The 22824-nt window shown below is 63.3% G+C and carries 24 protein-coding genes; 10 read left to right on the forward strand and 14 right to left on the reverse strand.

Annotated features, from left to right (window positions below; translation table 11 throughout):
• Nucleotides 1-23 precede the first annotated feature (23 nt).
• Both OVA24_RS03060 and OVA24_RS03065 read left to right on the forward strand, forming a co-directional pair.
• A complete protein-coding gene (locus tag OVA24_RS03060; protein WP_267673394.1) occupies nt 24-623 on the forward strand; it encodes a redoxin family protein in 600 nt (199 codons plus the stop codon).
• Nucleotides 624-754: 131 nt separating this feature from the next.
• Entirely contained in the window at nt 755-1120 is a 366-nt protein-coding gene (locus tag OVA24_RS03065; protein WP_267673395.1) for a hypothetical protein, read from the forward strand.
• Here the strand turns inward: OVA24_RS03065 and OVA24_RS03070 are convergent, their stop codons facing one another.
• From OVA24_RS03070 to OVA24_RS03090, 5 genes are read right to left on the reverse strand one after another with little or no spacing between them, the layout of a single operon-like run.
• On the reverse strand, nt 1121-1837 hold the full coding sequence (locus OVA24_RS03070) for a PEP-CTERM sorting domain-containing protein (RefSeq protein WP_267673396.1): 717 nt from the start codon (nt 1835-1837) through the stop codon (nt 1121-1123). It abuts the gene before it with no gap.
• Nucleotides 1838-1895: 58 nt separating this feature from the next.
• Nucleotides 1896-3122 carry an aspartate kinase gene (locus OVA24_RS03075; RefSeq protein ID WP_267673398.1) on the reverse strand — a complete coding sequence of 409 codons (1227 nt, stop codon included), beginning with the start codon at nt 3120-3122 and terminating at the stop codon, nt 1896-1898.
• Nucleotides 3123-3181: 59 nt separating this feature from the next.
• A complete protein-coding gene (locus OVA24_RS03080; protein WP_267673400.1) occupies nt 3182-3541 on the reverse strand; it encodes a hypothetical protein in 360 nt (119 codons plus the stop codon).
• Nucleotides 3542-3597: 56 nt separating this feature from the next.
• On the reverse strand, nt 3598-4128 hold the full coding sequence (locus tag OVA24_RS03085) for a DUF5063 domain-containing protein (RefSeq protein WP_267673403.1): 531 nt from the start codon (nt 4126-4128) through the stop codon (nt 3598-3600).
• Nucleotides 4112-4618 (reverse strand): GNAT family N-acetyltransferase, encoded by a 507-nt coding sequence (locus OVA24_RS03090; RefSeq protein WP_267673405.1) that lies wholly within the window; start codon nt 4616-4618, stop codon nt 4112-4114. The genes OVA24_RS03085 and OVA24_RS03090 overlap by 17 nt, the downstream gene beginning before the upstream one ends.
• Before the next feature lie 61 nt (nt 4619-4679).
• Between OVA24_RS03090 and OVA24_RS03095 the strand changes: the two genes are divergently transcribed.
• The 7 genes from OVA24_RS03095 (at nt 4680) to OVA24_RS03125 (ending at nt 10794) form a co-directional block, all read left to right on the forward strand.
• Nucleotides 4680-4871, forward strand: a complete 192-nt coding sequence (locus OVA24_RS03095; protein ID WP_267673407.1) for a hypothetical protein — start codon at nt 4680-4682, stop codon at nt 4869-4871.
• Between the two features lie 149 nt (nt 4872-5020).
• Nucleotides 5021-6619, forward strand: coding sequence for a murein biosynthesis integral membrane protein MurJ (gene murJ, locus OVA24_RS03100; protein ID WP_267673409.1), 1599 nt, complete (start codon nt 5021-5023; stop codon nt 6617-6619).
• 156 nt (nt 6620-6775) lie between these two features.
• Entirely contained in the window at nt 6776-7804 is a 1029-nt protein-coding gene (locus tag OVA24_RS03105) for a toll/interleukin-1 receptor domain-containing protein (protein WP_267673411.1), read from the forward strand.
• A 104-nt stretch (nt 7805-7908) separates the two neighbouring features.
• Nucleotides 7909-8523 carry a hypothetical protein gene (locus OVA24_RS03110; protein WP_267673413.1) on the forward strand — a complete coding sequence of 205 codons (615 nt, stop codon included), beginning with the start codon at nt 7909-7911 and terminating at the stop codon, nt 8521-8523.
• An 11-nt stretch (nt 8524-8534) separates the two neighbouring features.
• Nucleotides 8535-9047 (forward strand): prepilin-type N-terminal cleavage/methylation domain-containing protein, encoded by a 513-nt coding sequence (locus OVA24_RS03115; protein WP_267673415.1) that lies wholly within the window; start codon nt 8535-8537, stop codon nt 9045-9047.
• Between the two features lie 5 nt (nt 9048-9052).
• Nucleotides 9053-9943 (forward strand): ABC transporter ATP-binding protein, encoded by an 891-nt coding sequence (locus OVA24_RS03120; protein WP_267673416.1) that lies wholly within the window; start codon nt 9053-9055, stop codon nt 9941-9943.
• A gap of 2 nt (nt 9944-9945) precedes the next feature.
• Nucleotides 9946-10794 carry an ABC transporter permease gene (locus OVA24_RS03125; protein ID WP_267673417.1) on the forward strand — a complete coding sequence of 283 codons (849 nt, stop codon included), beginning with the start codon at nt 9946-9948 and terminating at the stop codon, nt 10792-10794.
• An 80-nt stretch (nt 10795-10874) separates the two neighbouring features.
• Here the strand turns inward: OVA24_RS03125 and OVA24_RS03130 are convergent, their stop codons facing one another.
• Both OVA24_RS03130 and lnt read right to left on the reverse strand, forming a co-directional pair.
• Nucleotides 10875-11561, reverse strand: coding sequence for a D-Ala-D-Ala carboxypeptidase family metallohydrolase (locus tag OVA24_RS03130; protein WP_267673418.1), 687 nt, complete (start codon nt 11559-11561; stop codon nt 10875-10877).
• 185 nt (nt 11562-11746) lie between these two features.
• A complete protein-coding gene (lnt, locus tag OVA24_RS03135) occupies nt 11747-13402 on the reverse strand; it encodes an apolipoprotein N-acyltransferase (RefSeq protein WP_267673420.1) in 1656 nt (551 codons plus the stop codon).
• Between the two features lie 221 nt (nt 13403-13623).
• On the opposite strand from lnt, the gene OVA24_RS03140 reads away from it, so the two are divergent.
• Nucleotides 13624-13836, forward strand: a complete 213-nt coding sequence (locus OVA24_RS03140) for a hypothetical protein (RefSeq protein ID WP_267673421.1) — start codon at nt 13624-13626, stop codon at nt 13834-13836.
• Nucleotides 13837-13842: 6 nt separating this feature from the next.
• On the opposite strand, the gene OVA24_RS03145 is transcribed toward OVA24_RS03140, so the two are convergent.
• The 7 genes from OVA24_RS03145 to murG form a co-directional block, all read right to left on the reverse strand.
• Nucleotides 13843-15552 carry a hypothetical protein gene (locus OVA24_RS03145; protein WP_267673423.1) on the reverse strand — a complete coding sequence of 570 codons (1710 nt, stop codon included), beginning with the start codon at nt 15550-15552 and terminating at the stop codon, nt 13843-13845.
• 62 nt (nt 15553-15614) lie between these two features.
• Nucleotides 15615-15986 (reverse strand): four helix bundle protein, encoded by a 372-nt coding sequence (locus OVA24_RS03150; RefSeq protein ID WP_267673424.1) that lies wholly within the window; start codon nt 15984-15986, stop codon nt 15615-15617.
• Nucleotides 15987-16026: 40 nt separating this feature from the next.
• Nucleotides 16027-17238 (reverse strand): cell division protein FtsA, encoded by a 1212-nt coding sequence (ftsA, locus tag OVA24_RS03155; RefSeq protein ID WP_267673426.1) that lies wholly within the window; start codon nt 17236-17238, stop codon nt 16027-16029.
• A 15-nt stretch (nt 17239-17253) separates the two neighbouring features.
• A complete protein-coding gene (locus OVA24_RS03160; RefSeq protein ID WP_267673428.1) occupies nt 17254-18225 on the reverse strand; it encodes a cell division protein FtsQ/DivIB in 972 nt (323 codons plus the stop codon).
• Between the two features lie 36 nt (nt 18226-18261).
• Nucleotides 18262-19182 (reverse strand): D-alanine--D-alanine ligase, encoded by a 921-nt coding sequence (locus OVA24_RS03165; RefSeq protein ID WP_267673430.1) that lies wholly within the window; start codon nt 19180-19182, stop codon nt 18262-18264.
• A gap of 5 nt (nt 19183-19187) precedes the next feature.
• Nucleotides 19188-21488 (reverse strand): UDP-N-acetylmuramate--L-alanine ligase, encoded by a 2301-nt coding sequence (gene murC / locus OVA24_RS03170; protein ID WP_267673432.1) that lies wholly within the window; start codon nt 21486-21488, stop codon nt 19188-19190.
• On the reverse strand, nt 21485-22582 hold the full coding sequence (gene murG / locus OVA24_RS03175) for an undecaprenyldiphospho-muramoylpentapeptide beta-N-acetylglucosaminyltransferase (protein ID WP_267673434.1): 1098 nt from the start codon (nt 22580-22582) through the stop codon (nt 21485-21487). The genes murC and murG overlap by 4 nt, the downstream gene beginning before the upstream one ends.
• Nucleotides 22583-22824: the final 242 nt, after the last annotated feature.

Genomic DNA, 22824 nt, shown 5'->3' on the forward strand with positions numbered 1-22824 from the left:
CGCCAAACCTAAATCATAACCCCATGAAACTACTCGCATACGCCACGCTCGCCGGAGCCTTCGCACTTGCCTCCGTGACCGCAAAGGAAGTCGGCAAGGCCGCGCCGGAATTCTCCGTCCAGGACACCGCCGGCAAAGCGGTCTCCCTCGCTGACCAAAAGGGAAAAACCGTCGTCCTGGAGTGGGTGAACTTCGGTTGCCCGTTCGTGAAGAAACACTACGGCAGCGGCAACATGCAGAAACTCCAGGAAACCTACACCGGCAAGGGTGTGGTCTGGCTGACCGTCAGCTCCGCGAACAAGGACAAGGCGGATGTTTTCGTTGAAGGCTCCAAGCTCGCCGAAGCCGCCAAGGACCAGGGCAGCAAGGCCACCGCGATCCTCGTCGATGGCGACGGCAAGCTCGGCAAGAGCTACGGTGCGGAAGTCACCCCGCACATGATGATCATCGACAAGGATGGAAAGCTCGCCTACCGCGGTGAGATCGACTCCCTCCACACCACCGAACAGTCCGATATTGCCAAGGCTGACAAGACCTTCGCCAACGCGCTGGACAACGTGCTCGCCGGCAAGCCGGTCGAGAACGCCAGCAACAAGCCATACGGCTGCGGCGTGAAATACTGATTTCCGGTTGCGCGCATTGTTTTTGGCAGCCCTTCCACCCATCGGGTGGAAGGGCTTTTTGTTGCGGCCCGGCTTGTTCCGCGCGGTTCCGCGCTTGGATTCCGGCGGTGAAGCGGCCAGTTTCCTTCATCATGAGCAAACGGAGCGGTCATTTCGCTGGATGGGCACTGGTTCTGGCAGGATGTCTCCTGCTGCCATCCTGCGGGCTGATCAAGATGCCCTTCCGGGTTGCGGGTGCGGTCGTGGACGGTGCTTACGTCGGGGGAAAGAAGGTCGCGAAAAACACCTCGGACGCGCTGGAAAAAAGAAAACAGCGCAAGCAGAAGGAAGAAGAGGAAGCGGCCAAGAAGGATGCGAGGGGGCAAACTCCGGAGCAGGCCGGGGCCCCGCAGGGACCGTCACCGTCCGCGGATTCAATCCCGGTTGACCAATCACCGGCCATCCCGGTGGACGACACCATCCCGATCCCGGTGGAGCCGTTGCCCCTGCCGCAGTGACTACCTCCGGCGGCGCAGCAGCGGGAGCGCGCCCAGCGCGGTGAGTGCCATCGTGGAAGGTTCCGGAACGAAGGTCAGGGTCGGCCGGTAGGCGGTGGTCCTGTGTTCTGAAGCTCCCAGCGACATGTTGGAACCTCCGGCCGTCTGGGCATATACCACGGAGATGAGGGTGAGGGTGCCATCCGCTTGGACGAAGTTGTTCCAATTGCCGAGGGTTACCTGGAAGGTTCCACCGACTGCGGTGCCATTGGTGATGTCGAAGGTCCCAACTTCGGTGACCTCCGTGAGATCCAGATAGTTGCTCGTCGCGGAACTTGAAAAGGCGGGACTGTTGTTCCAGGTGATGCCGTCCCCGGCCCCCGCCGTGCTGTCAGCCGCCAGCCAGTTGTAGCCGGCGGCACCGCTGTTGAGAGCGTAGACCCGCACCTGGAACAGGGTGTTTGAAGCCGTGGTGTTGGTCACCTGGAAGACCGCGGCCGGGCCATCCACCACGGTGGACGCGGCGGAGGTGTCGAACTTGAAGAAGGCGGTCCGGGCGTTGATCTGGCTGGCATTCGCCACTTTGATCGCCAGGGACTCGGCGGTCGCCGTCTGGTTGACGTCGGCCTGGGCCTTGAACGTGTAGTTGTCGGCGATGGCCGTGACGGTCAGCGCCGCTTCCGAAAAGGAGGCGAGCGAAGTGAGGATCAGGAAAATCTTGCCCGGAGAAAACGACATGGCCCGACCGGATACGTGGTCGGGCCATGAAAGGTTTCAGAAATTGCAGTCAATTCGATCAGGCTGGTGCCTTGTCCAGCGCGAAGGCGTCGTGGACGGCGCGGGCGGCGTCCTCGATGTGGATCTCATCCACGGTCACGGCGATCTTGATTTCCGAGGTGGAGATCATGCCGATGTTGATGTTCTTGTCGCCCAGTGCCTTGAACATGGTGGCTGCGACTCCGGAGTGGGAGCGCATGCCGATGCCGACGGCGGAAAGCTTGGCGATGCCCGCCTCGGTCTCGATCTTCGCGTCCGGGGACAGCTCGGCGAGCACCGGCTTCAGCGCCGCCTGGGCCTTGCCGAGGTCGCTGGAGTGCATGGTGAAGGAATGGCGGGCCGCTCCGTCGTGGGCGATGTTGGACACGATCATGTCCAGGTTGATCTCGGCTTCGGCGAGCGCGCCGAGGATCTTGCCGGACATGCCGGGGGCATCAGGGATGCCGGCGATGGTGACGCGGGCCTGCGAGCGTTCGATGGAGATACCACGGATGACGACGTCTTCCATATTTGCGTGTTCTTCTAGCACCAGGGTGCCGGGGTTATCGTTGAGAGAGGAGCGGACTTCGAAAACAACGCCGAATTTCTTCGCGAACTCGACGGAGCGGGATTGCATGACCTTGGAGCCGGAGGATGCCATTTCCAGCATCTCGTCATAGGAGATTTCCGGCAGCTTGCGGGCGTTTTTGACGATCCGAGGGTCGCAGGTGTAGACGCCATCCACATCCGTGAGGATCTGGCAGACGTCCGCCTTCAGCGCGGCGGCCACGGCGATGGCGGTCAGGTCGGAGCCACCACGGCCGAGCGTGTGGATCATCCCTTCCTTCGTCACGCCCTGGAATCCGGCGACAACGAGCGTTTTGCCCTCGTCGAGCAGGCCCTTCATCAGGGAGCCGTTGATGTCGGCGATGCGGCCACGGGTGTGGGAACCGGTCGTCTGGATGCCCGCCTGGCGGCCGGTGATGGAGGCCGCGGGAACGCCGAGATCGTGCAACGCCATCGTCACCAAGGCGATGGACTGCTGCTCCCCGGTGGAAACGAGGACGTCCAGTTCGCGCTCGGAAGGATTCTCCGAGAGTTCCTTCGCCATCTTGATGAGGCCGTCGGTCACGCCGGACATCGCGGAAACGACGGCAACCACCTGGTTGCCCTCGTCGCGGGTGCGTTTCAGGCGCGAGGCGACATTTCGGATGCGATCGAGGCTGCCGACGGAGGTTCCGCCGTATTTCTGGACGATGAGGGCCATGGGCGGCGGGGAGTCAAAGCGGCCCGGCGGGGAGATTCAAGCCAAGATTAGAGGGTCGGTCAATGGAGGGCCTCCGGGCTGGTGTCCCTCGCGGCCAGATCCCAGATACCCGGGTCAAATCCGACATGCCTCAGCTGTGGGAGGGTGACGGCATTCCGGCGCCCCCACTCGGAACTGCGGAGGGCTTCACGGGAGCGGCGGATCATCGTCCGGTGGGAAAACCATGCCACTAGGAGCGGGACGACGATCAGGGGAAATGTCAGGTTGCCCCACGGCATCCAGCCTACCAGCAGCAGGGTACCGGCGCTGCCGATGAACATGCCGGTCAGGGCGATGCGGGCGTGGAACCGGACCTGCCCGATGGTGGCCGCGCGGTCACTGCCGGTCATTTTTTCAAGAAGCGTGGAAATGGGAACCATGGTGGTAATCTGCTGATAATTTCTCTCCCGGATTGCCAAGAGGGAGGGTGCCGATTTCAGCCGGTTGCTTCCTCCGTCTTGTCCACGGCATTTTTGTAATGATCGATCCGATGGATCTCGATGGCTGCGAGAGCGTTCACCGCGTGACGTGCCCAGTGGTGCCGATAGCTATGGGACCAGTCAAAACAGGCTTCATCACGATGACCCTGGGCATGATTGCTGAGGCCTTCGGCAAGATCGTCGGAAAGCAATCCCATCACCGGTTCATCAGTCGCTTCAAAATCATGGGGATCAAAAACAACCCTGTAGAGATTGAATGGGAAGCCGCTGAATCGCCTGACAACGTGTTCATAAGTGACATTGTCGGGTCGCGACCCCTCAAATCCTGTGCCATGAGGAGCAACATCGACCGCCGGAATGTGGAAGATCAAACGCAACAGCAAGCTTCGGATCGTCCAAAGGTCTGACTCATCCGGCGGCTCCTCCTGTTCAGCCAAGGAGCAGAATTCTCCGGCCGCCGAAATGAATTCATCGAGGAGTGGGGAGTTCATATCTTCTGTTCCCGAACGTTCAAGGTAGGCCGCCATCCTCTGCGGGGGTGGTTGGACTGCCTTGTCCGCCCAATTCAAGTTTCATGAGCGTGACCTGGCCGCCGTGGTGCTGCTCATGTCCCATGGACGACCACCCTTGCCTTTCATAGAAAGTGGCACGGTCCGGAGTGAACAGGTAGAGCGTTGGATAGCCTCTCTGTCTGGCAACTTCCACGATTCCGGAGCAGACGAGGGTTCCCGTCCCCCGGCTCCGTTTGTCTCCGGGTACAAACACACTCGCCAGCCAGGGCCCGAGGTCGGGACGGCTATCAAGATCAAACTCCACCAGCCGGGCGACGCCCATTGGTTCGTCGTCCTCCACGGCGATCAGGGTCGTGGGTAGTCCCCGGGCATCAGGCTCCTGACGCAGCGCATGCTCCGCGGTCTCAACCGACCTGCCGGGCAGATGACGGCCCCATTCGTTGTAGAGCCACCCGGCGACGGCGGGGATGAGTTCAGGGATGGTGTATGAGGGTATGAGCTGCACGATTTCGCGACAACTACCCTGCGACGCAGCGGTTCTCAAGATTCGATGTTCCGGTGGCCTGATGGAGTGGTGCCGGACGGTTGCCGCAAAGCGATGGACGTCCGCCACCTATGGCATCCTCCGCGGACGCGGCAGCGTCATGGAGTGCGGCAGCCCTCTGCCGCTGTCAGTGGCGGGTGCGGCTTTCCTTGAAGTGGGGATGCCATCCGCAAGCTGGAGTGTGGTGGTTGCCACCACATCGTCCGGCAGGTGACCTCCACCCCCAAAGCGGCAGGGGGCTGCCGCACTCCATAAGCTGGCGCAATTCCCGGGCGCCCCCATCCACACGTCATGGCCCGCGGGAACCGAATCGCGTGGAAATGGTAGCCAGCCGCCGGGCCCGCGGTTAGAACGGCCCCAGAAATGTCTGCCAAAGCGACTTGGAAAGTGAGCGCCGCCGTGATGGTGAGCCGGGTGCTGGGATTGGTCCGCGACATGGTCTTCGCGGCGCTGTTCGGCGGCGGCTGGATGGCGGACGCCTTCAACCTCGCCTACCGGATCCCGAACCTGCTGCGCGACCTGTTCGCGGAGGGAGCGCTTTCCCAGGCGTTTGTCACCACCTTCTCCAAAAGGCTGAAAAGCGAGGGCGACGCCTCCGCCTGGCAGCTCGCGAACAAGATGGTGACGCTGACCGCCATCTTCATGGCCGGGGTGGCCCTGCTGGGGATCCTGGCCGCGCCTTGGATCGTGGACCTGCTCACCGCACTGTCCAAATCCGGCGCGACCGACCGGGTCTATGATCCCGCCCAGATCGCGCTGATGGTGACAATGGTGCGGATCATGTATCCGTTCATCCTGGTGCTCTCGCTGGCCGCGCTGGTGATGGGCATGCTCAACGCGAAGAATGTCTTCGGCATGCCGGCGCTGGCTTCGTGCTTCTTCAATCTCGGCTCCATCATCGGCGGGGTGTCCATCGGATGGTGGATGGATCCGGCGTGGGGGCCGCGCAGCCTCATCGGGTTTTCCATCGGGGTGGTGATCGGCGGCCTGGCCCAGTTGGCGTGCCAGTTCCCCGCGCTGTGGCGGACGGGCTACCGTTTCGTGGCGGATTTCAACTGGCGGGATTCCGGCGTTGCCCAAGTGCTGAAACTCATGGGACCGGCGGTGATCGCCGCGTCCGTCACCCAGGTCAACGTGGTGGTGAACTCGATGTTCGCCTACGGCGTCGGCGAGGGCGCGGTGAGCTGGCTGAACTACGCCTTCCGGCTGATGCAGCTCCCCATCGGCGTGTTCGGGGTGGCGGTGGCCACGGTCACGCTGCCCGCTTTGTCACGGGCGGCCATCGGTGGGATCTCGGCGGACTTCCGGCCCACGCTGGCGAAGGGCCTGCGTCTGGTCGCCTTCCTGGTGCTGCCCTCCACCATCGGCCTGGCGCTGCTGGCGGGTCCGATCATCAGCGTGTTGTTCGAACGCGGATCATTCGACGCGCACGACCGCATGCAGACGGCTGCGGCATTGCAGGCGTACGGCTGCGGCCTCCTTTTCTACGCGTGGCTGAAGGTGCTTCAACCCGCTTTCTACGCGATCGACAAGCGCTGGCTGCCCATGCTGATGAGCTTCGCCGCGCTGGGGCTGAACCTCGGCTTCAACTACTTCTTCGTGTTCGTGCTGAAGTGGGGGCACGAGTCGCTGGCGATGACCACCAGCATCGTCGCGGGTGTGAATTTCCTCTGCCTCTATCTGGCGATGGTGAAGATCTCGGGGGACCTCGGGACGCCGGAGTTGGTGAAGACGTTCGCCAAGCTCGCCGTCGCGGGCGGCATCATGGGCGGCGTGTGCTGGGCCTCGAGCCGGTTCGTGTTCGGCAGTGATCCCACCCACTTCCACCTCATCCTCCGCATCATCTTGCTGGGGGCGACCATCGGCGTGGCCGCCGCGATTTATTTCGCCATCGCCAAGGTCCTGCGGGTGGGCGAGGCGAACGAAGCGCTGGGCATGGTGCTGCGCCGGTTCAGGAGGTGAGTCTCCGGAGGTATTTGGTTTCGGGGAGATATACAAAGAATATCTAATGGTTCGACATTGGTGATATGACGGGCTGAAATATGCCCAGCCCGGTCGGGTCATCATATATGGGACAATTTTTTATCTGCCACTCCAGTACGGACTGGTATCGAGGCCATGGCACTGGCAGTGGCGTTGGAGGCCAGAGGAAAAAGTTGCTGGATCGCTCCCAGAAACATCGGCGCAGGGACGAATTATCCCCACGAGATCGTGGAAGGGATCAAACGCTGCCCGGAGTTTGTCATTGTCCTGTCAAACGCGGCGGTGCGCTCGGATCACATCCTGCGGGAGTTGGAGATGGCGGTGAACCAGCGGAAAAAAATCATCCCGATCCGGCTGTCAGGAGTGGAACTCGGCAACTCGGTCAGCTATTTGCTGGCATCGGTCCAGTGGATTGAGGTCCGCGAGGACGAGTGGAAGAACGCGCCGGGCCGGGTGGCGGACCAGATCCTGGGCGGGGCGGGTTCGCGAATCGCCTATGAACCTGCCAAAGCCAGGACAGGCGAAGTTTGGATCGGTGCCGCCGCCGCCGGACTGGTGGCATTGGCCGCTGCGGCGGGGGCGTGGAAAGCTGGCTGGTTTGTTCCCCGGCAGTCGGAAACTCCGGCGGCCGCGGAATCCTCCGGGAGACAGGAAACGCCGGAAATTTCTCCATCCGGACTTGCCGATCGGCAGGATCCGGAGGGCAAGCCCCCGGGCGAAATCGAGGTTGGCCAGCGCCAGCAAGATCCTCCCGGTGGGCGGAACTCCGCGGTGGCTGTGATTCCCCCCAAGCCGCTACCCGAACCCATGGCAAACTCCGAACCAGTGGCTTTCCCGGAAGGTGTGTGGCGTTGCACGGGAAAGGCAGCCTTCGAGATCGAGTGGGGGATGACATTCACGAGGCATGGGGACGAGCTGCGGGTTTCCGGAGCGAAAGCACTGGTGGGCGGAAAGCCCGCTACCAGGGGGGAACGGCAGACCACGCTGGAACTGCGGGGCCGTCTGGACGGAACCAGTTGGGAGGGCCGATACGTGGAAACGTCGAAGAAAGTCAGCGAGGGTGATTTTCAGATCCGGTTTTCGGAGGATTTGCGCTCATTCGATGGGAAGATCTTCACCCCTGACAGGAGGGCGTCCTCGAAGTTCGAAGGTATCAAGCGGTGAGTGGCGCGTTCGCCGGCCATGAAGCCCTCCCGAAAGACGGTGTTGCCCCTTGCTCTGCCTCGTCCTTGGGCTAGCTTCGGGATGTCATGGGACGAGGCTCCGTTGTGATCAAAGCCATCCTCGCGCTGGCGCTGGTCTGGGGCGTGGTGTGGGGTGTGCGGACATGGGCCGGCTCGCGGAAGATCACGGCGGAGAAGGTGAACCGCGAGATCGTGGCTGCGGACTTCGAGGACTGGTCGGGCGGGAAGGGCCAATCGGACGATCCGGCGGAACGGGAGCGGGAGATCCGCAGGATCGCCGGGATGATCAACCGGCTGGATTTCCATGAGCGGGAGAAGAACCGCCAGAACCGCACCGGTGAGGAATTTTTCCGGAAGCTCAACCAGGAGGAGCGGGCATTGTTCGTGGACCTGACGGTGATGGAATCGATGAACCGTTTCATGGAGGCGCTAGACGGACTGGAGCCGGCGGAGCGGAGGCGTTTCGTGCAGCAGGCGCTGAAGGAGATCGACGAGGGGAAGACCGCGGAGGAAATGGCCCGGGCGGAGGCGTTGGGGAAGGACCTGCTCGACCGCATCAGCGAGGAGGGGATGCAGGCGTATTTCAGCAAGGCGAGCGCGGACACGAAGCTGGACCTGGCGCCGCTGATGGAGGCGATGAACGAGGTGATGCAGGGCATGCGCGGCAATGATTTCGGAGGGATCGGAGGGCAGCGATGAAGGCGCGCGGAATGACCCTGACGGAAATGATGTTCGTGATCGCGATCATCGCCATCCTCGCGGGCATCGGCTATCCGCTCGGCGTGAGGATGCTGGGCCGTGCACGGGAGTCGGCGTGCCTGACGAACCTGGCGGGCATCGGCGGGGCGCTGGATGTCTATCTGCGTGACCATGGCGGGCGGTTGCCGGAGCTCCGTCCCGGCCGCGGATCGAAGAAGATCGACGCGCCGGTGCTGGACACCGTGTTGCTGGAATACACGCAGACCGACCGCGTGTTCTGCTGCCCGGCGGGGGTGAAGGAGTTCAACAAGACCGGCTGCAGCTATTTCTGGAACTCCGCCATGAACGGATCCACGGTGGCGGACGCGACGTTCTTCAACATGCGCAACAGCCCGGAGACCATCCCGCTCGTCATGGACAAGGAAGCGTGGCATCCGCATGACACGAACATCCTCTACGCGGATGGCAGCGCCTCGAACAAGATCCGCTTCAAGATCGGAAACTCGCAGGGGAAAGGGAAATAGCGGCCATGCTCGAGGTGAACGGACTCTGGAAATCCTTCGGCGGCAAGGCGGCGCTGGAGGACGTTTCCTTCAATGTCGGCAGGGGTGAGATTTTCGGCCTGCTGGGACATAACGGCGCGGGCAAGAGCACGTCCCTGGGCATCATCCTCGGGATGGTCGCGGCGGACCGCGGGGAGGTGACGGTCGATGGCATCTCCGTGGTGAAGGACCGGGCGCGGGCGTTGGGGAAAGTTGGCGCGATCTTCGAGTCGCCGGCATTCTATGACTACCTGAGCGGCTGGGAGAACCTGCGGCTGCTGATGAGCTACACCTGCCCGTTCGATGCGAGGATGGCCCGGGACGTCGTCCAGCGGGTGGGCCTGGCGGACCGCATCCATTCCAAGGTGCGCACATACAGCCACGGGATGAGGCAGCGGCTCGCGCTCGCACAGTCCCTGCTGCCGGAGCCGGAGGTACTGCTGCTGGACGAGCCGACCGACGGTCTGGACCCGGAGGGCATCAAGTGGTTCCGCGACTTCATACTCGGCTTGCGTGACGAACGCGGAACGACCGTCCTTTTCAACTCCCATCTGCTCGCGGAGGTCGAGCTGATGTGCGACCGCGTGGCGATCCTGCGGAAGGGCAGGCGCGTGTTCGAAGGAAGCGTCGATGGCCTGAACGAGGACACGCCGGTCTATGAGGCGGACCTCCAGCCCTGGGGAACAGCCGTCGGCCTGATCCATGGGGCGGGTGGCGAGGTGCTGGCCGAGGGCCGGCTTTCCCTGCCACATGAGGTGGACCCGGCGGACTTTGTCGGAACCCTGGTCGCGGCGGGTGTGCGGGTGCGGGCCTTCGCACCGGTCAAGCGGTCCCTGGAAGATCTTTACATGGAAATCCTGAACGGAGGGGGAAGGTAGCCATGCTGTTCCTGCAACAACTCCGGGGGGAACTCAGGAAACTGTTCGCCAGGCCGCGGACCTGGATGGGCTACGGCGCGTTCCTGGTCATGGAGGCGGTCATCCTGTTCGTCTACAAGCTGGATCTCAGCCAGCGGCTGGTGAAGGGGATGGTCGAGCGGAACGGCCTGGAGTTCGGCACCTACTACAGCTCCCTTAGCATCACCTTCACCATCATGGTCATCAGCATGGTGCTGCTCGGCGCGATCTATTTCGCGCTGGTGGCTGGGGACATCGTGGCGAAGGAAAACGAGGACGGGAACCTGCGGCTGGTCTTCGCCCGGCCCATCAGCCGCTTCCGCCTTCTTCTGGTGAAGTATGCGGCGGTCTGCCTCTACACCTTCACCTTCGTGTTTTTCGTCGGCATCTCCGGATACCTGATGGCGGTCGCGGCCGTCGGGTGGGAGGGGGGACTGCTGGTCATCGAGCAGAAGATGAAGGTCTTCGCCGCGTACCCGGAGTGGATCGACGGGGCGGAGAAGCTGGCGATGGCCGCGACGGGCATCGGCCTCAGCATGATCACGCTTTCCTCCATCGCCTTCATGTTCTCCTGCCTGAAGATCAAGCCGGCGGCGGCGTCCATCATCACGCTGACCATCCTGTTCGTGGACATGATCCTGCAGGAGTTCCCGTTCTTCAAACCGTACGAAAGCTGGTTCGTCACCTGGCGGATGAGCGCGTGGGTGTTCCTGATGGAGCACCAGGTTTCCTGGCCGAAGATCATCGAATCCTACGCCTTCCTCGGCGGGCTGAACATCACACTGTTCATCCTGGGCTGGCTGTCGTTCCAGACCCGGGATTTCAAGACGTGAGCTTTCCATCCCACTGGGGGAAAAGAAAAACGCCGGTCGGATGACCGGCGTTTTTCAGAGAGGTTCGTCCAGCCCGGGGATCACCAGTTGACGTTCACGCCACGGGTGTCGATGTGGGTGAAGCTGCCGTAGCCGCCGACACCGCCCTTGAAGAGGCCGCGGTCACGCAGGTTGCGGGTGGCGGCGGTGATGTAGGAGGCTTTGGTGGGGAATTTCACATCCACGGCGACATTCGCCTGGTGCCAGGAACCCACCTTCGCGCCTTCGCACTGGGCGTTGTAGACCGGGCAGCGGTAGGCGGAGACGATGTCTTCCACCGGCATGTTGAGATAGACGGCGATGCGGTCCACCACGCGGAGGGTGTAGCCCATGCGGGTCCACCACTGTTTCGGGGGCAGGCGGTTCCAGACGGCGCCCTTTTGCTTCGCGTGCGCGGCGATGACCTGCTGCGGTTCGAGGCGCTGGAGCTTGAGGGAGGCAAGGTAGCGGGTGTATTCCGGAAGGAGGGCGCCTTGGGTGGCGGCCCAGTCACCGGAGAGGCCGTTGAAAGAGGCGGCCTGGATCGCGTTGCCGGTCCTGCGGGCCGGGACGCTGGAGCCGGACTTCACTTCCACGACGGGAGGGGTGTCCTTTTTCTGAAAGAAGAATGCGCTTGCTTGGGTAGAGGTAGCTGCAAGGCCGATGCTGGCGAGGCTGAGGGTTCCGAGCGCGCCGCGACGGGTTGTCAGCGGGGATGTTTCCGTTGCGGGAGTTTCGTGGGAAAGCATGTGGTGCGTGCTGAGTGAAATTTTGGAAGGTGGTTAGCGAATCCCGTGCCAAATGCCTCGTCGGAGAGGTCCAGGAGCGCAAAATTCCCGGCTACGAAAGCAGACAAGCCGGGGGTCGCAAGAAAAAACGGCCTAACCGCCTCTAACAGTCGGACCCGGTACTCCAAACCCGGAAGAGCCGGTATTCACAATGTAACTGTCGTGTTTTCAGCACCTCCCCGCTTGGAACGCCGGGACCGGAAAGCCAGGGCCGCGCCCCCCACCCCCATGAGGATGATGCCCCAGTCACCGATCATTCCGTAGAGGGACATTCCCGGCCGGGTTGGCACGGGAACCCGCGCAAGAAGCGTGCCACTGGTGAAGTGGCTGCCTTTGCTGTCAGTGAGGACGGCCGCCCGGCCGGTGGTGTCCACGCTGGCGGTCACCCCGGTGTTGGCGGCGCGGAGCATCGGCCTCCGGAGTTCGATCGCGCGGAACTTCGCATTCGCGAAATGCTGGGCGGCGGCGGGGCTTTCCTTGAACCAACCGTCGTTGGTGATATTCACGATGACCTGCGGGCCGTCCTTCAGGAACCGCCGGGTCAGCCGCGGGACGGTGTCCTCGAAGCAGATACTGGGGATGACGCCGATTTCCGTCCCTGCTGCGGTGGTGGCGGCGAGCGGTTCAAAGGAGCCTCCGGAGGCGAACGATCCGCCGTATTCCACTCCCGCCTGCTGTTGGTAGATCTTTTTCAGGAACGGGATGGAATCCACGAACGGGATGGTTTCGCCGAAGATGACGAGGTGGTGCTTGCGGAACGTCTGGAGTTCGTCCGCAGGGGACATGGCCACCAGGGAGTTGTAGGTGTTTCCGCCGGGTTTGGGCGTGAGGGTGTCCCCGTCATTGGTGGCCTCCAGTTCGACCGCACCGAACATCAGGGTGAAGTCGCCGCCTTCCCGGACGTTCCGCAGCGTATCGACATTCTCCTGCCAAGTGCCCCAGCCTCCGTCATCCGTCCGCAGGATGCGTCCGGTGAGGGCGCTTTCCGGCCAAATCACCCAATCCGGGAAAGTCTCCGCCGCCTTCGCTTCCTCCAGGGCTTCCAGGGTCGCGTCCTCATAGGCCATGTGGATCTCCGCCGGATCCCACAGGTAGCGGGCCGCGTCCTGCGGGATGTTGTTCTGGACCAGCAGGGCGCGCAGCGGGGTGGTGGGGCGGGATTCCTCTTGTTGGATGCGGAATTTGCCGTAGGCTCCGGCGAGCAGGACCGTCCCGATGATCGGGATTGCGGCAGATAGGTTCTTCCGGCGGATGCCGAGCACCAGCAGTGCCTGGATGAAAACGAGAAGAAGGGAAAGACCCGGAACCCCGAGGAGATCCGCCGGTTGGGAGAAGATCAGATTGTCATGGAGGCCGATACCGATCCCGTTCCAGCCGAAGCCGGTGAACAGCCAGCCGCGCAGCCATTCCAGAGATGCCCATACCGCCGCGGTGGAGAATGCCGCCACGAGGTTGGAGTGGAGCTGTAGACGTCCGTGCAATGGATTGCCCGAAGTGGCGGCGAAGGCTCCGAAGACGCCCCAGAAAAGACCGAGATAGGCGGGGAGCACCCCGGCTCCCAAGGGGGAGACGACGGAGAGCCAGCTCAGTTGCAGGCCGTGGGCCACGGTGCCGGCGAGCCAACCGAGGCCGAATCCCTTCCATGCGGCGTGTTTTCCCTCCAGAGACCAGAGTGCGACGAGAAGGGGCGAGAAAGAGATCCATGCGAGGAATCCCAGATCCCATGGCGAAACGAGCGCCGCGCTGCCAACCCCTGTGGCGGCGACAGCGGCGAGACGAAGCCAGAACGTGGTGTTTCCCATGCCGGTAGTTCTACTGTCTGGAGGTAACCGGTCCACCACGGTTTTGAAGCGACCTCGCGATTTGAAGGATGGTGGTTGTGGATGAGCGGATATTTGGATTCACTCGGCCCGGCGTGGATCCCTACATTCCTCCTTCCCCAGCTTCGGCGGATCTCCCGGAAGTAACCAGAGATGATCCTGCGGGCGCTCCCTGCCGCCAGTGTGGCAGCACCAACACAGGAGTGCAGCAGGCGTTCCGTACCCGTCCCAGCATCATCGGACTGTTTCTGTTCGGCTGGCTTTTCATTCTCGTCGGCGCTGCCTTCCGCAAGGAGAAGGAAGTTTGCCGGGACTGTGGCGAAATCAGACGCTACCGCACGAAAGGCTCCAATGTGGCGGCCTTCATTGTGGCGGTTTTGGCAATCCTGGTGCTATTGGGAACACTCAGCGGGTGATCCTTGTCATTTCTTCTTCCGGAGGAACGGAGGAAGGTCGAGGTCCTCCCCGTTCACCACGTTCGGGCTCACACCCTCGAACCGGCCGCGGGGGGCGGTGTCGAAGGAGAGTTCCGGCTGGGCCGTCGGGGTTTTCACGCCGAGCTTCAGCTTGGGTGGCTCCGTTGCGGGTTTTGCCTGGGCGGCGGGCGCATCCTCGAGATCCGGCGGAAATTCATCGTCCGGGCGCGGTGCGGGTGGCTTGGGGGTCCAGAGGTTCTTTCCGGCGTCCGCGTCCGGGGACAGCCGCATGACATTCTCCGATTTCGGGGCGGAGGCGGCGGGCAGTTGGACCGCAGGTTTCTCCTCGTCTTCCGGTGCGGATGCCGGAACCGCGGCTTCCACCGGCGCGTCGGCAAAGGCTTCCGCGAATGGCGGCTCGTCATCCCACATTTCAACCACCGCCTCGGGCTCCGGTTCAGGCTGTGGTTCAGGTTCGGGCTCTGGCTGGGCCTTGGTTTCGGCCACCGGCTTGGTGGTGAACATCGGCTCCAGGTCGGATTCTGGTTCTGGTTCCGGCTTCGCTTCCTCAACCGGTGGAGCGGTGTCCGCGAACGCCGTTTCCGGTTTGGGCCCGGGCTTGGGGTCCGGCTCGGGCTTGGCGGCGGGCGCAGGGGTGGAGAATGAGGCGAAGCTGTCGGACGGATCGAGCACCGGGTTCTCCGGGAGGGAGGAGGACAGCGAATCCCGCGGTGCGGCGCGGAGGTGGTCTTCCGGCAGGGCGCTGATGAGCGTCACGGAAAGCGCGTCCCGCATCGCCGGGTCGATCGCCGCGCCGAACAGCACGTGCGCCTTTTCCGGGACGAACTTCTGGAGCCGCTGCATCAGCAGCTCGATTTCATAGAGCGTCAGGTCCTCGCCGCCGGAAAGATGGACCAGCACGGTCTGGGCGTCCTTGAGGAGTGCGCCTTGGTCGAGCAGCGGGCTGGCCAGCGCATTGCGCAGCGCCTTGGCGGCCCGGTCCTTCCCTTCCGCCAAGCCGGAGCCGAACAGGCAGCGGGAGCGGTTGGTGCGCAGGGCGCTCATCAGGTCGTCCAGGCCCACATTGATCAGGCCGGGCCGGATCACCAGGCGGATGACCGCCTTGATGGATTCGCAGATCATCAGGTCCGCGGCGGCGAAGGCCTCATGGATGCCCTGTTTCGCCAGCACCAGCTCACCCATCCGGTTGTTGTCGAAGGTGACCAGCGCGTTGGAAAGGACCGCCAGCTCGTTGAGTGAGGTTTCCGCCTGCTCGCGCCGGCGCTTGCCCTCGAAGAAGAAAGGCATCGTCGCGAAGACCACCACGAACGCACCTTCCTCACGGGCGATGCGGGTGACAATGGGGGCCGCGCCGGAGCCGGTGCCTCCACCAAGGCCCACGCAGAGGAAAACGATGCGACGGCCCCGCAGCGAGTCGCGGATTTCGCTCTCCGCCTCGAGCATCGCCTGCTGGCCGAGTTCCGGATCCCCCCCCGTGCCCAGTCCCTTCGTCAGATTGCGGCCGAGCTGGATCTTCTCACTGGCGACCGCGGCGGACAGCGTGCGGATGTCCGTGTTGAGCGCCAGCAATTCGGCGCCCTCCATGCCGTCCAGGGCCACACGTTCGAGGATGTTCGTCCCCCCACCACCGAGGCCGATGATTTTCACGCTCGAGGTGGGGATGGTTTGCTGGGGATCGCGGGTGTAGGAAATCATTTTGGAAAACTTTGGAACATTGAACATCGAACGTCCAACATCGAACGTTGAAGTGAAGAGAGCTATTTGCGGCGTTTTTCAGCGGTGTTGATGCTGGTGACGAAAATGCGGATCAATTGGTCGGTTTCGTCAAGCAGCGGGGCGAGTTTCTGGTCAGGCAGAATCCCGGAACGGATGATCAGTTTGAGCCAGCGTTGGGATTCGCGGAATTCCTTGAGGGCAAGACGCAGTTTGTGAATGAAATCAGCGGGGGATTCAGCGCTCTGGGCCTCGCCATGATGCGAAAGCGGAGCGGTCCCAGAACGAAGGAGTTGATTGCCGATGTGCCGTGCGGCGTAGTCCGGCCCCAGCGAGCGGGTGAGCGTGATGATCCGGGCACCGTAGTCCAACAGGCGATCCTCCAGATCGTAGGATGCTCTCTGTTCATCTTCCATTCGATGTTCATTGTTGGACGTTCAATGTTCGATGTTCCGGCTATCGTCCCATCCAGAAGAGGCGGGCGATCCGCCCGAGGCAGCCGGGCGGTTTGGCGCGTTCGGTTTCCAGGATCTGGGCGTAGCGGATGAGACCGATGGCGGTGGCGAAGCGGGGGTCTTTGAAGCTGTTCTGCGAGCCGCTGAAGTCGGAGGATTCCGGGCGGTAGATGTCGCGCCCGAAGACTTCGAACGCCAGCTCGCTGAACCCGCGCATCTGGCTGGTGCCGCCGGTGAGGAAGATGCCCGCGCCGATGTTCTCCACGGCACCTTCCGGAAGCCGCTGCTTCACCAGCTTGAGCGTTTCCTCCAGCCGCTGGCGGATCACTTCGTTCAGGATGCTGCGCTTCACCTCGACATCCGCATAGCCGCGCTCGTCGGTGAGTTTCGCGGTGCCGACCGCCTTCGCAGGATCCGCGGAGGCGTCGCCTTCGGTGACTTTGAGGGCTTCCGCCTTGGAAAAGGGAAGACCGGTGACGAGGTGGATGTCATTGGTCACATGGTCGCCGCCCACGGGGATGCAGCCGGACGCGGCGATCGAGCCGCCCAGGTAGAGGGCGTAGTCGGTGGTGCCGCCACCGATGTCGATCACCAGCGCGCCGCGCTCGCGTTGCTCGGGGTCGAGCGCCATCTGTGCGGTGGCGATGGGGGAGAAAACGACATCATCCACCTCCAGCGGCATCTCCCGGACCAGCTTGATGCTGTTCTGGATGCGGTTGCCGATGCCATGGACGATGTGGAAGTCCGCCTCCACGGTCTTGCCGAAGAGGCCGACAGGGGAGGTGTTGTGCTCCAGCCCGTCCAGCCAGTAGTTGCGGATGATGTTGTGGATGTAGACATGGTCCGCCGGGATGTGGACATCCTTCGCGATGTCCCGTGCTTCCTGCACGTGTTCCGGTGCCACGGTGGGATCCCCCTCCGGCAGACGGAAGGTGCCGCGGTTGTTCACTCCCTGGATGTGGGAGCCGGTGACCGCCAGATACACGCTGCCGATCTCCACGTCGCTCGCGTCCTCCGCCTTCACCAGCGCGTCCTTCAGACAGGCCCGGGCCTGCGGGAAATCGTTGATCTCCCCCTTGCGGACGCCGGCGGTGTTGGTGACGCCGATGCCCAGGATCTTGATCGCGGTGTCCGGCTTCACTTCGCCGACCACCATGCAGGTCTTGCTGGTTCCGATTTCGAGTCCGACGTGAATTTTCGAGCGGCGTGCCATGTTCGGGTGCGCGGATCAGCGGCTGTTGAGGAGGGTGTTCAGATCACGGGAGCGCCGGTCGCGGCGCACGTCGTCGGCTGTCGGTTCCGGCACGATGACCGCCTTGGGAGGGGGGGCGGAGCCGCGGAGTGTGACGGGGACGTTGATCTTCGGGATGAGGTTGATGGTGGCGATGGAGTAGTTGCCGCGGCTGGCATGGTCGATGGCGGCGCGGAAGTTGGCGATCTGGCGCTCGTGGTCGCCCAGACCGAAGGTCGCCGCCAGGCCCTCACGGGTCACCAGCTCCAGCGACCAACTGTTCGCCTGCCGCAGTGATTCGATGCGGGAGATGGAGGCGGGGTCGGCGGTGGTGGCGGCATCCAGCAACCGCATGCAGCGGGCGAGTTCCGGGTGGTCCACGGTCCTGCCGGAAGTGAGTTGATGATCCTCGCCGGCGGGAAGCAGGATGACGGGGAGTTTTTCCGCGGTTTCGAACTGGACGGTGGTGCAGGGGAAGGCATGGCCGTCATGGTCGATGAGCAGACCTCCGGGCTTGCGCCCGAAAGAGTCCCCCTCGGTGGCGACCCAGGCGCAAGGCACGCGGGCGAGGACGCGCACATGCAGGGTCCCCGGAAGGCGGCGCTCCACCTGCACGGCGGAAAGAGCGGGCACGGCACGCAGCCGTTCGGTGACCTGGTCGATGTCCAGGGTGAACAGGTTCACCTGTGGATCGATGTCCGCGACCTGATAGACGCCGAACTCGTCGATGGCGCTGTTCTCGTTGAGATCCACCGTCTGCAGGCGGAAGTCCGGGTTCTCATGGAAGGCGTGGCGGATGCCCTTCCATGCCCCCCATCCCGCGGCTCCCACCATGCCGGCGATGAGCGCGTATTTCATGCACCTGCCGAAGATCCGGAGGAAGCCGAACCACGCGATGCGCGGCGACATCACGCGCACCTGGAGGACGCTTGATTGCGGGCGTTTGCTGGGTCTGGAGGTCTTCTTCATGGCGGTGTCCGGCGGACGGGCGGTGAGGCCCGCGGTTTATCGTTCCACGTTCAATGACAGTTCGGCGATGGTCTGGCAGAGGGCGGGGAAATGGATGCCTGCGGCGGCGGCGGCCTTCGGCAGGAGACTGGTCTCGGTCATGCCCGGGATGGTGTTCGCCTCCAGGACGAACGGACGGTTGTCCTTGTCCAGCAGGACGTCCACGCGGGCATAGACTTCGATGCCCAGCGCCTTGTAGGCGGCCAGAGCGGCTTCCTGCACGGAGCGGGTCGTTTCCTCATCCAGATCAGCCGGGCAGATGTACTGGCTGCCTTTTCCGCCGGAGAGCCAGGGGTATTTGCTGGAGAAGTCGTAGTCGCCGTCCGGCGGGATGATGTGGACGACGGGCAGCGGGGTGCCATCCAGGATGCCCACGGTCAGTTCCCTGCCCTCGATGAATTCCTCGAGGAGCACGACGCCGTATTTCTCCGCGGCTTTCAGCAGCGCGGTGGGCACGTCATCCTGCACTTTCACGATCTGGATGCCCACGCTGGAGCCTTCCAGCGGCGGCTTGATGACCAGCGGCGCCTTGATGGTGGGGTTCGGCAGCAGGCCGGGTGAGAGGACAAGGACCTCCGAACGGGCGGTGGGGACGCCCGCCGCCACGAAGCGTTCCTTGGCGAGGGACTTGTCGATGGCGAGCTTGCTGCTCGCGGAGCCCGCACCGGTGTAGGGGATGCCCCTGGCTTCCAGGAAATCCTGGAGCTGGCCGTCTTCGCCGAAGGTGCCGTGGATGGCGTTGAAGGCGAGGTCGGTGCCTTCCGGCAGATCGACCGTGGTGCCGGTCACGTCCACGGTGACCGCGTCATGGCCGGCGTCGGTGAGCGCCTTGTGGATGGCCTTGCCGGTGGCGAGTGAAACCTCGCGCTCGGCGCCGGGGCCACCCATCAGGACGGCGATTCTCTTTCCTTGGAGCATGGCTTTCAGAAATCGGGTTCGTCTTCGCCGAGGATCTTGACCTCCGTTTCGAGGTCGACGTAGCGCTCGGTTTTGGCTTTGGCCTGGATGGATTCGATGAGGGTGAGGATCTCGGTGGCGGAGGCACCACCGGTGTTGACGATGAAGTTGCCGTGGGATTCGGAAACGGCGGCCTTGCCGACGGACGTGCCCTTCAGGCCCATGGAGTCCACCAGGCGGCCCGCCGCGATGACTTCCGGATTCTTGAAGACACATCCGGCGGATGCGGCGATGGGCTGTGAACTACGGCGCTTTTCGCGGGATTCTTCCCAGCGGGCCTTGATGTTTTCAGGTTTGTCAGGCTTGCCCTTGAAGACGGCCTGGAGCGCGAAGTTGCGGCGGAGTTCCGGCACGTTCCGGTAGCTGGCGACGATCTCGTCCCGCTCCCGGGTGCGGATCACGCCGTCCTCATCCAGGAAGGTGACGCGCACCACCTGATCGAAGGTTTCCGATCCCATAGCACCGGCGTTCATCCGGAGAGCGCCGCCGACATTGCCGGGGATGCCCTCCATCCATTCGAATCCGCCGATGCCGTGTCCTCCTGCCGCGCTGGCGAGTTTCTTCAGACGGACCCCGGCACCCGCCGTGACATGGCCCTTGCCGTCCACGGTCACCTCGGAGAACACACCGCCGCTGGGGTGGATGACAGCACCGCGGATGCCGCCGTCGCGCACCAGCAGGTTCGACCCCCGGCCGACCACCCGTACCGGGATGCCGCGCTCCCGGCAATAGCTGACGAGGAAGGCGAAGGCGTAGAAACTGTGCGGCTCCATCCAATACTGCGCCGGTCCGCCGACGAGCATGGTGGTGTGCTTCTTCATCGGCTCGTAGAGACGGCCCTCGATTTCGCCCTCCGGCATCAGGGCGCGCATTTCCTCGAGCACCTTGAGATCCGCGGAGATCTTCGTCCCGATCTCATGGACGTTCCCCGCACCGAGGGTGATGAGGAGATCCCCCGGCTCCAGCGCGTTGCCGACGGCGTGGTGGGCGGTCGCCAGATCCGGCACATAGGTCACCCGGATGTCGCCATGTTTTTCCACGGCATCGACCAAGGTCTGCCCGGAAATGCCCTCGATCGGCTTTTCGGAAGCGGCATAGACATCCGTGATGAAAATCCGGTCCGCCGCCTGCAGGACCTTGCCGAAATCATCGGCGAGCGCTTGGGTGCGGGTGTAGCGGTGGGGCTGGAACAGGACGACAACGCGGCCGGGCTTCAGCGAGCGGGCGGTCTGCAGCGTCGCCGCCAGCTCGGACGGATGGTGGCCGTAGTCATCCACGATGCGGTAGTCCTTCGAGAGGTACTTCGTCTCGAAGCGCCGCTTCGCTCCGGCGAAAGTGGCGAGGGCACGCGCCACCTTGGCGAATTCCGCGCCGCAGCAGTCCGCCAGCGCGATCGCGCCGAGGGCGTTGAGGATATTGTGGTTTCCGGGGATGCCGAGTTCCACATCGCCCAGCGGCTCGCCGTTCTTCATCACGCAGAAGGCGGATGAGCCTTTCAGGTCGCGGATGTCGGACGCGGTGTAGTCCGCGTCGTCCCAGCCGTAGGAGATCGCATTCGGCCGTCCCGAGCAGATTTCATGGGCGACCGGATCTTCCGCGCAGAAGACGATCTTGCCGGTGGTCTGGTCCGCCAGCTTCGTGAAGACCTCCTTGATGTGGTCGAGATCGCGGTAGAAATCGAGATGCTCCGCCTCGATGTTGAGGATGATCGAGTGTTCCGGGTGGTAGAGGGCCAGCGTGCCGTCGCTCTCATCCCCTTCCGCCACCATGTGGGTGCCGTCTTCCGACCATTTCGCGTTCGCGCCCAGGATCGGGATCTCCGCGCCGACGTAGTGGCTGGGTTTCTGTCCGGCCTCACGCAACACGTGCGCGGTCATGGAGGAAGTCGTGGTTTTCCCGTGCGTTCCGGAAATGACGATGCCCTTCTTCGTGTGGAGGATGGCGGCCAGGCACTCGGCGCGGCGCAGCAGGGGGATGCCCGCATCCACAGCGGCGGCGTAGGCGGGATTTTCCGGACGGATGGCGGAGGAATACACCACCAGGTCAGCGTCCTTCACGGCTTCCCCGGTCTGCGGCGACCAGAACTCCAGGCCGATCTTCTGCATCCGCTCCGTTTCCCGGGTGGTCACACGGTCGCAGCCGCTCACCCGGTGGCCCATGCCAAGGAGCAGCAGCGCGAGGCCGCTCATGCCCGAACCGGCGACGCCGATGAGGTGGATGTGCAGCGGGTTGCTGCGGTCGGTGAGGCGCTGGCTGAGATCGGTCATGATGGGGAGACGGTGGCTTCGATGGCGCGGCAGACGCGATCCGCGGCGTCCGGGATCGCAAGTGCGCGGGCGGCTTGTGCCATGCGCTCACGGGTTTGCAAGTCTGTCAAAATCCCCGTCGCCATTCCGGCGAGGGTGGCGGCGTCCAGGTCTTTCTGCTGGATGAGATGCGCGGCGCCCGCTTTGGCGAAAACTTCCGCGTTTTTCGTCTGGTGGTCGTCCGCCGCGAACGGGAACGGCACCAGGATGGATGGGATCCCGGAAATGGCGATTTCCGTCAGGCTTGAGGCCCCGGACCGGGAAATGATCAGGTCCGCCACGGCATAGGCCGACGGCATCTGGTCGCAGAATCCCAGGATTTTGTGGTTCTCCCGCCCTCCGGCGATCTTGCTGACCGCCTCGAAATCAAGGTTTCCGGCGATGTGGAGGACCTGGAAGTTCACCGGCAGAAGGTTGCCTGCTTCCGCGCAGAGACGGTTCAGGCCCTGGGCCCCTTGGCTGCCCCCGGTGACCACGATGGTCGGTTTGGCAGGGTCCAAGCCGAATCTCGCTGCGGCCTCTTCCCGGCTGGGCAGGGCCAGGATCTCCGGCCGGACCGGTGTGCCGGTCAGCTCCGGATTGTGCCGGGGGAAGAACGCTTTGGCAGGCTCCAGACCCAGAAAGACCTGGGTGCAAAAGCGGCTGGTCAGCACGTTCGCCCGGCCCGGCCGCGCGTTCGAGTCATGGATGAACGTCTTCAGCCCCAGTTTGTGCCCCGCATAAACCGGCGGCAGGGAGGTGAAGCCTCCCATTCCCAGCACCGCGTCCGGCTGGTAGTCGCGGATCAGCTTCTTCGAGTGGCCGATGGCCTTCCAGAGCTTGATGAGGAAGGGGATCATCTTCGGGGAGGTGGTCGCCGGCTTGGCAACCGCCTGCACCCGCTCGAAGCGGAGATGGCTGTATTTCGCGGATGCCTGGGAATCGATCTTCTTCTCGGAGATCAGCAGCATCGCATCATGCCCGCCCGCTTTGAGGGCCTCCGCCACGGCGATCCCGGGAAACAAGTGGCCACCGGTGCCACCACAGGCGATGAGAATTTTGAGGGATCTGGACACGTGGGAAATTCAGTGGGAGCGACGATCAGAAAAGCGCGAATCGCCGGGGAAGAGGGGGATTTCCCCTGCGCTGGCGGAAATGTAAAACAAATCCTAAATATCAAGCAAACCCCAAAAGGGGATCCGGAGCTTTTTGGACGGGTATTCCCGGTTTTCCAGCGTGTGGTAACCGGAAGAAACTTGCAGAATGCCCCAGCGGCATGTTATGGGCTGCGCCGCCCGAATGGAAGTGGTTTCAGACA

Origin of the sequence: Luteolibacter sp. SL250 (assembly GCF_026625605.1) — a bacterium.
GTDB lineage: Bacteria > Verrucomicrobiota > Verrucomicrobiia > Verrucomicrobiales > Akkermansiaceae > Luteolibacter.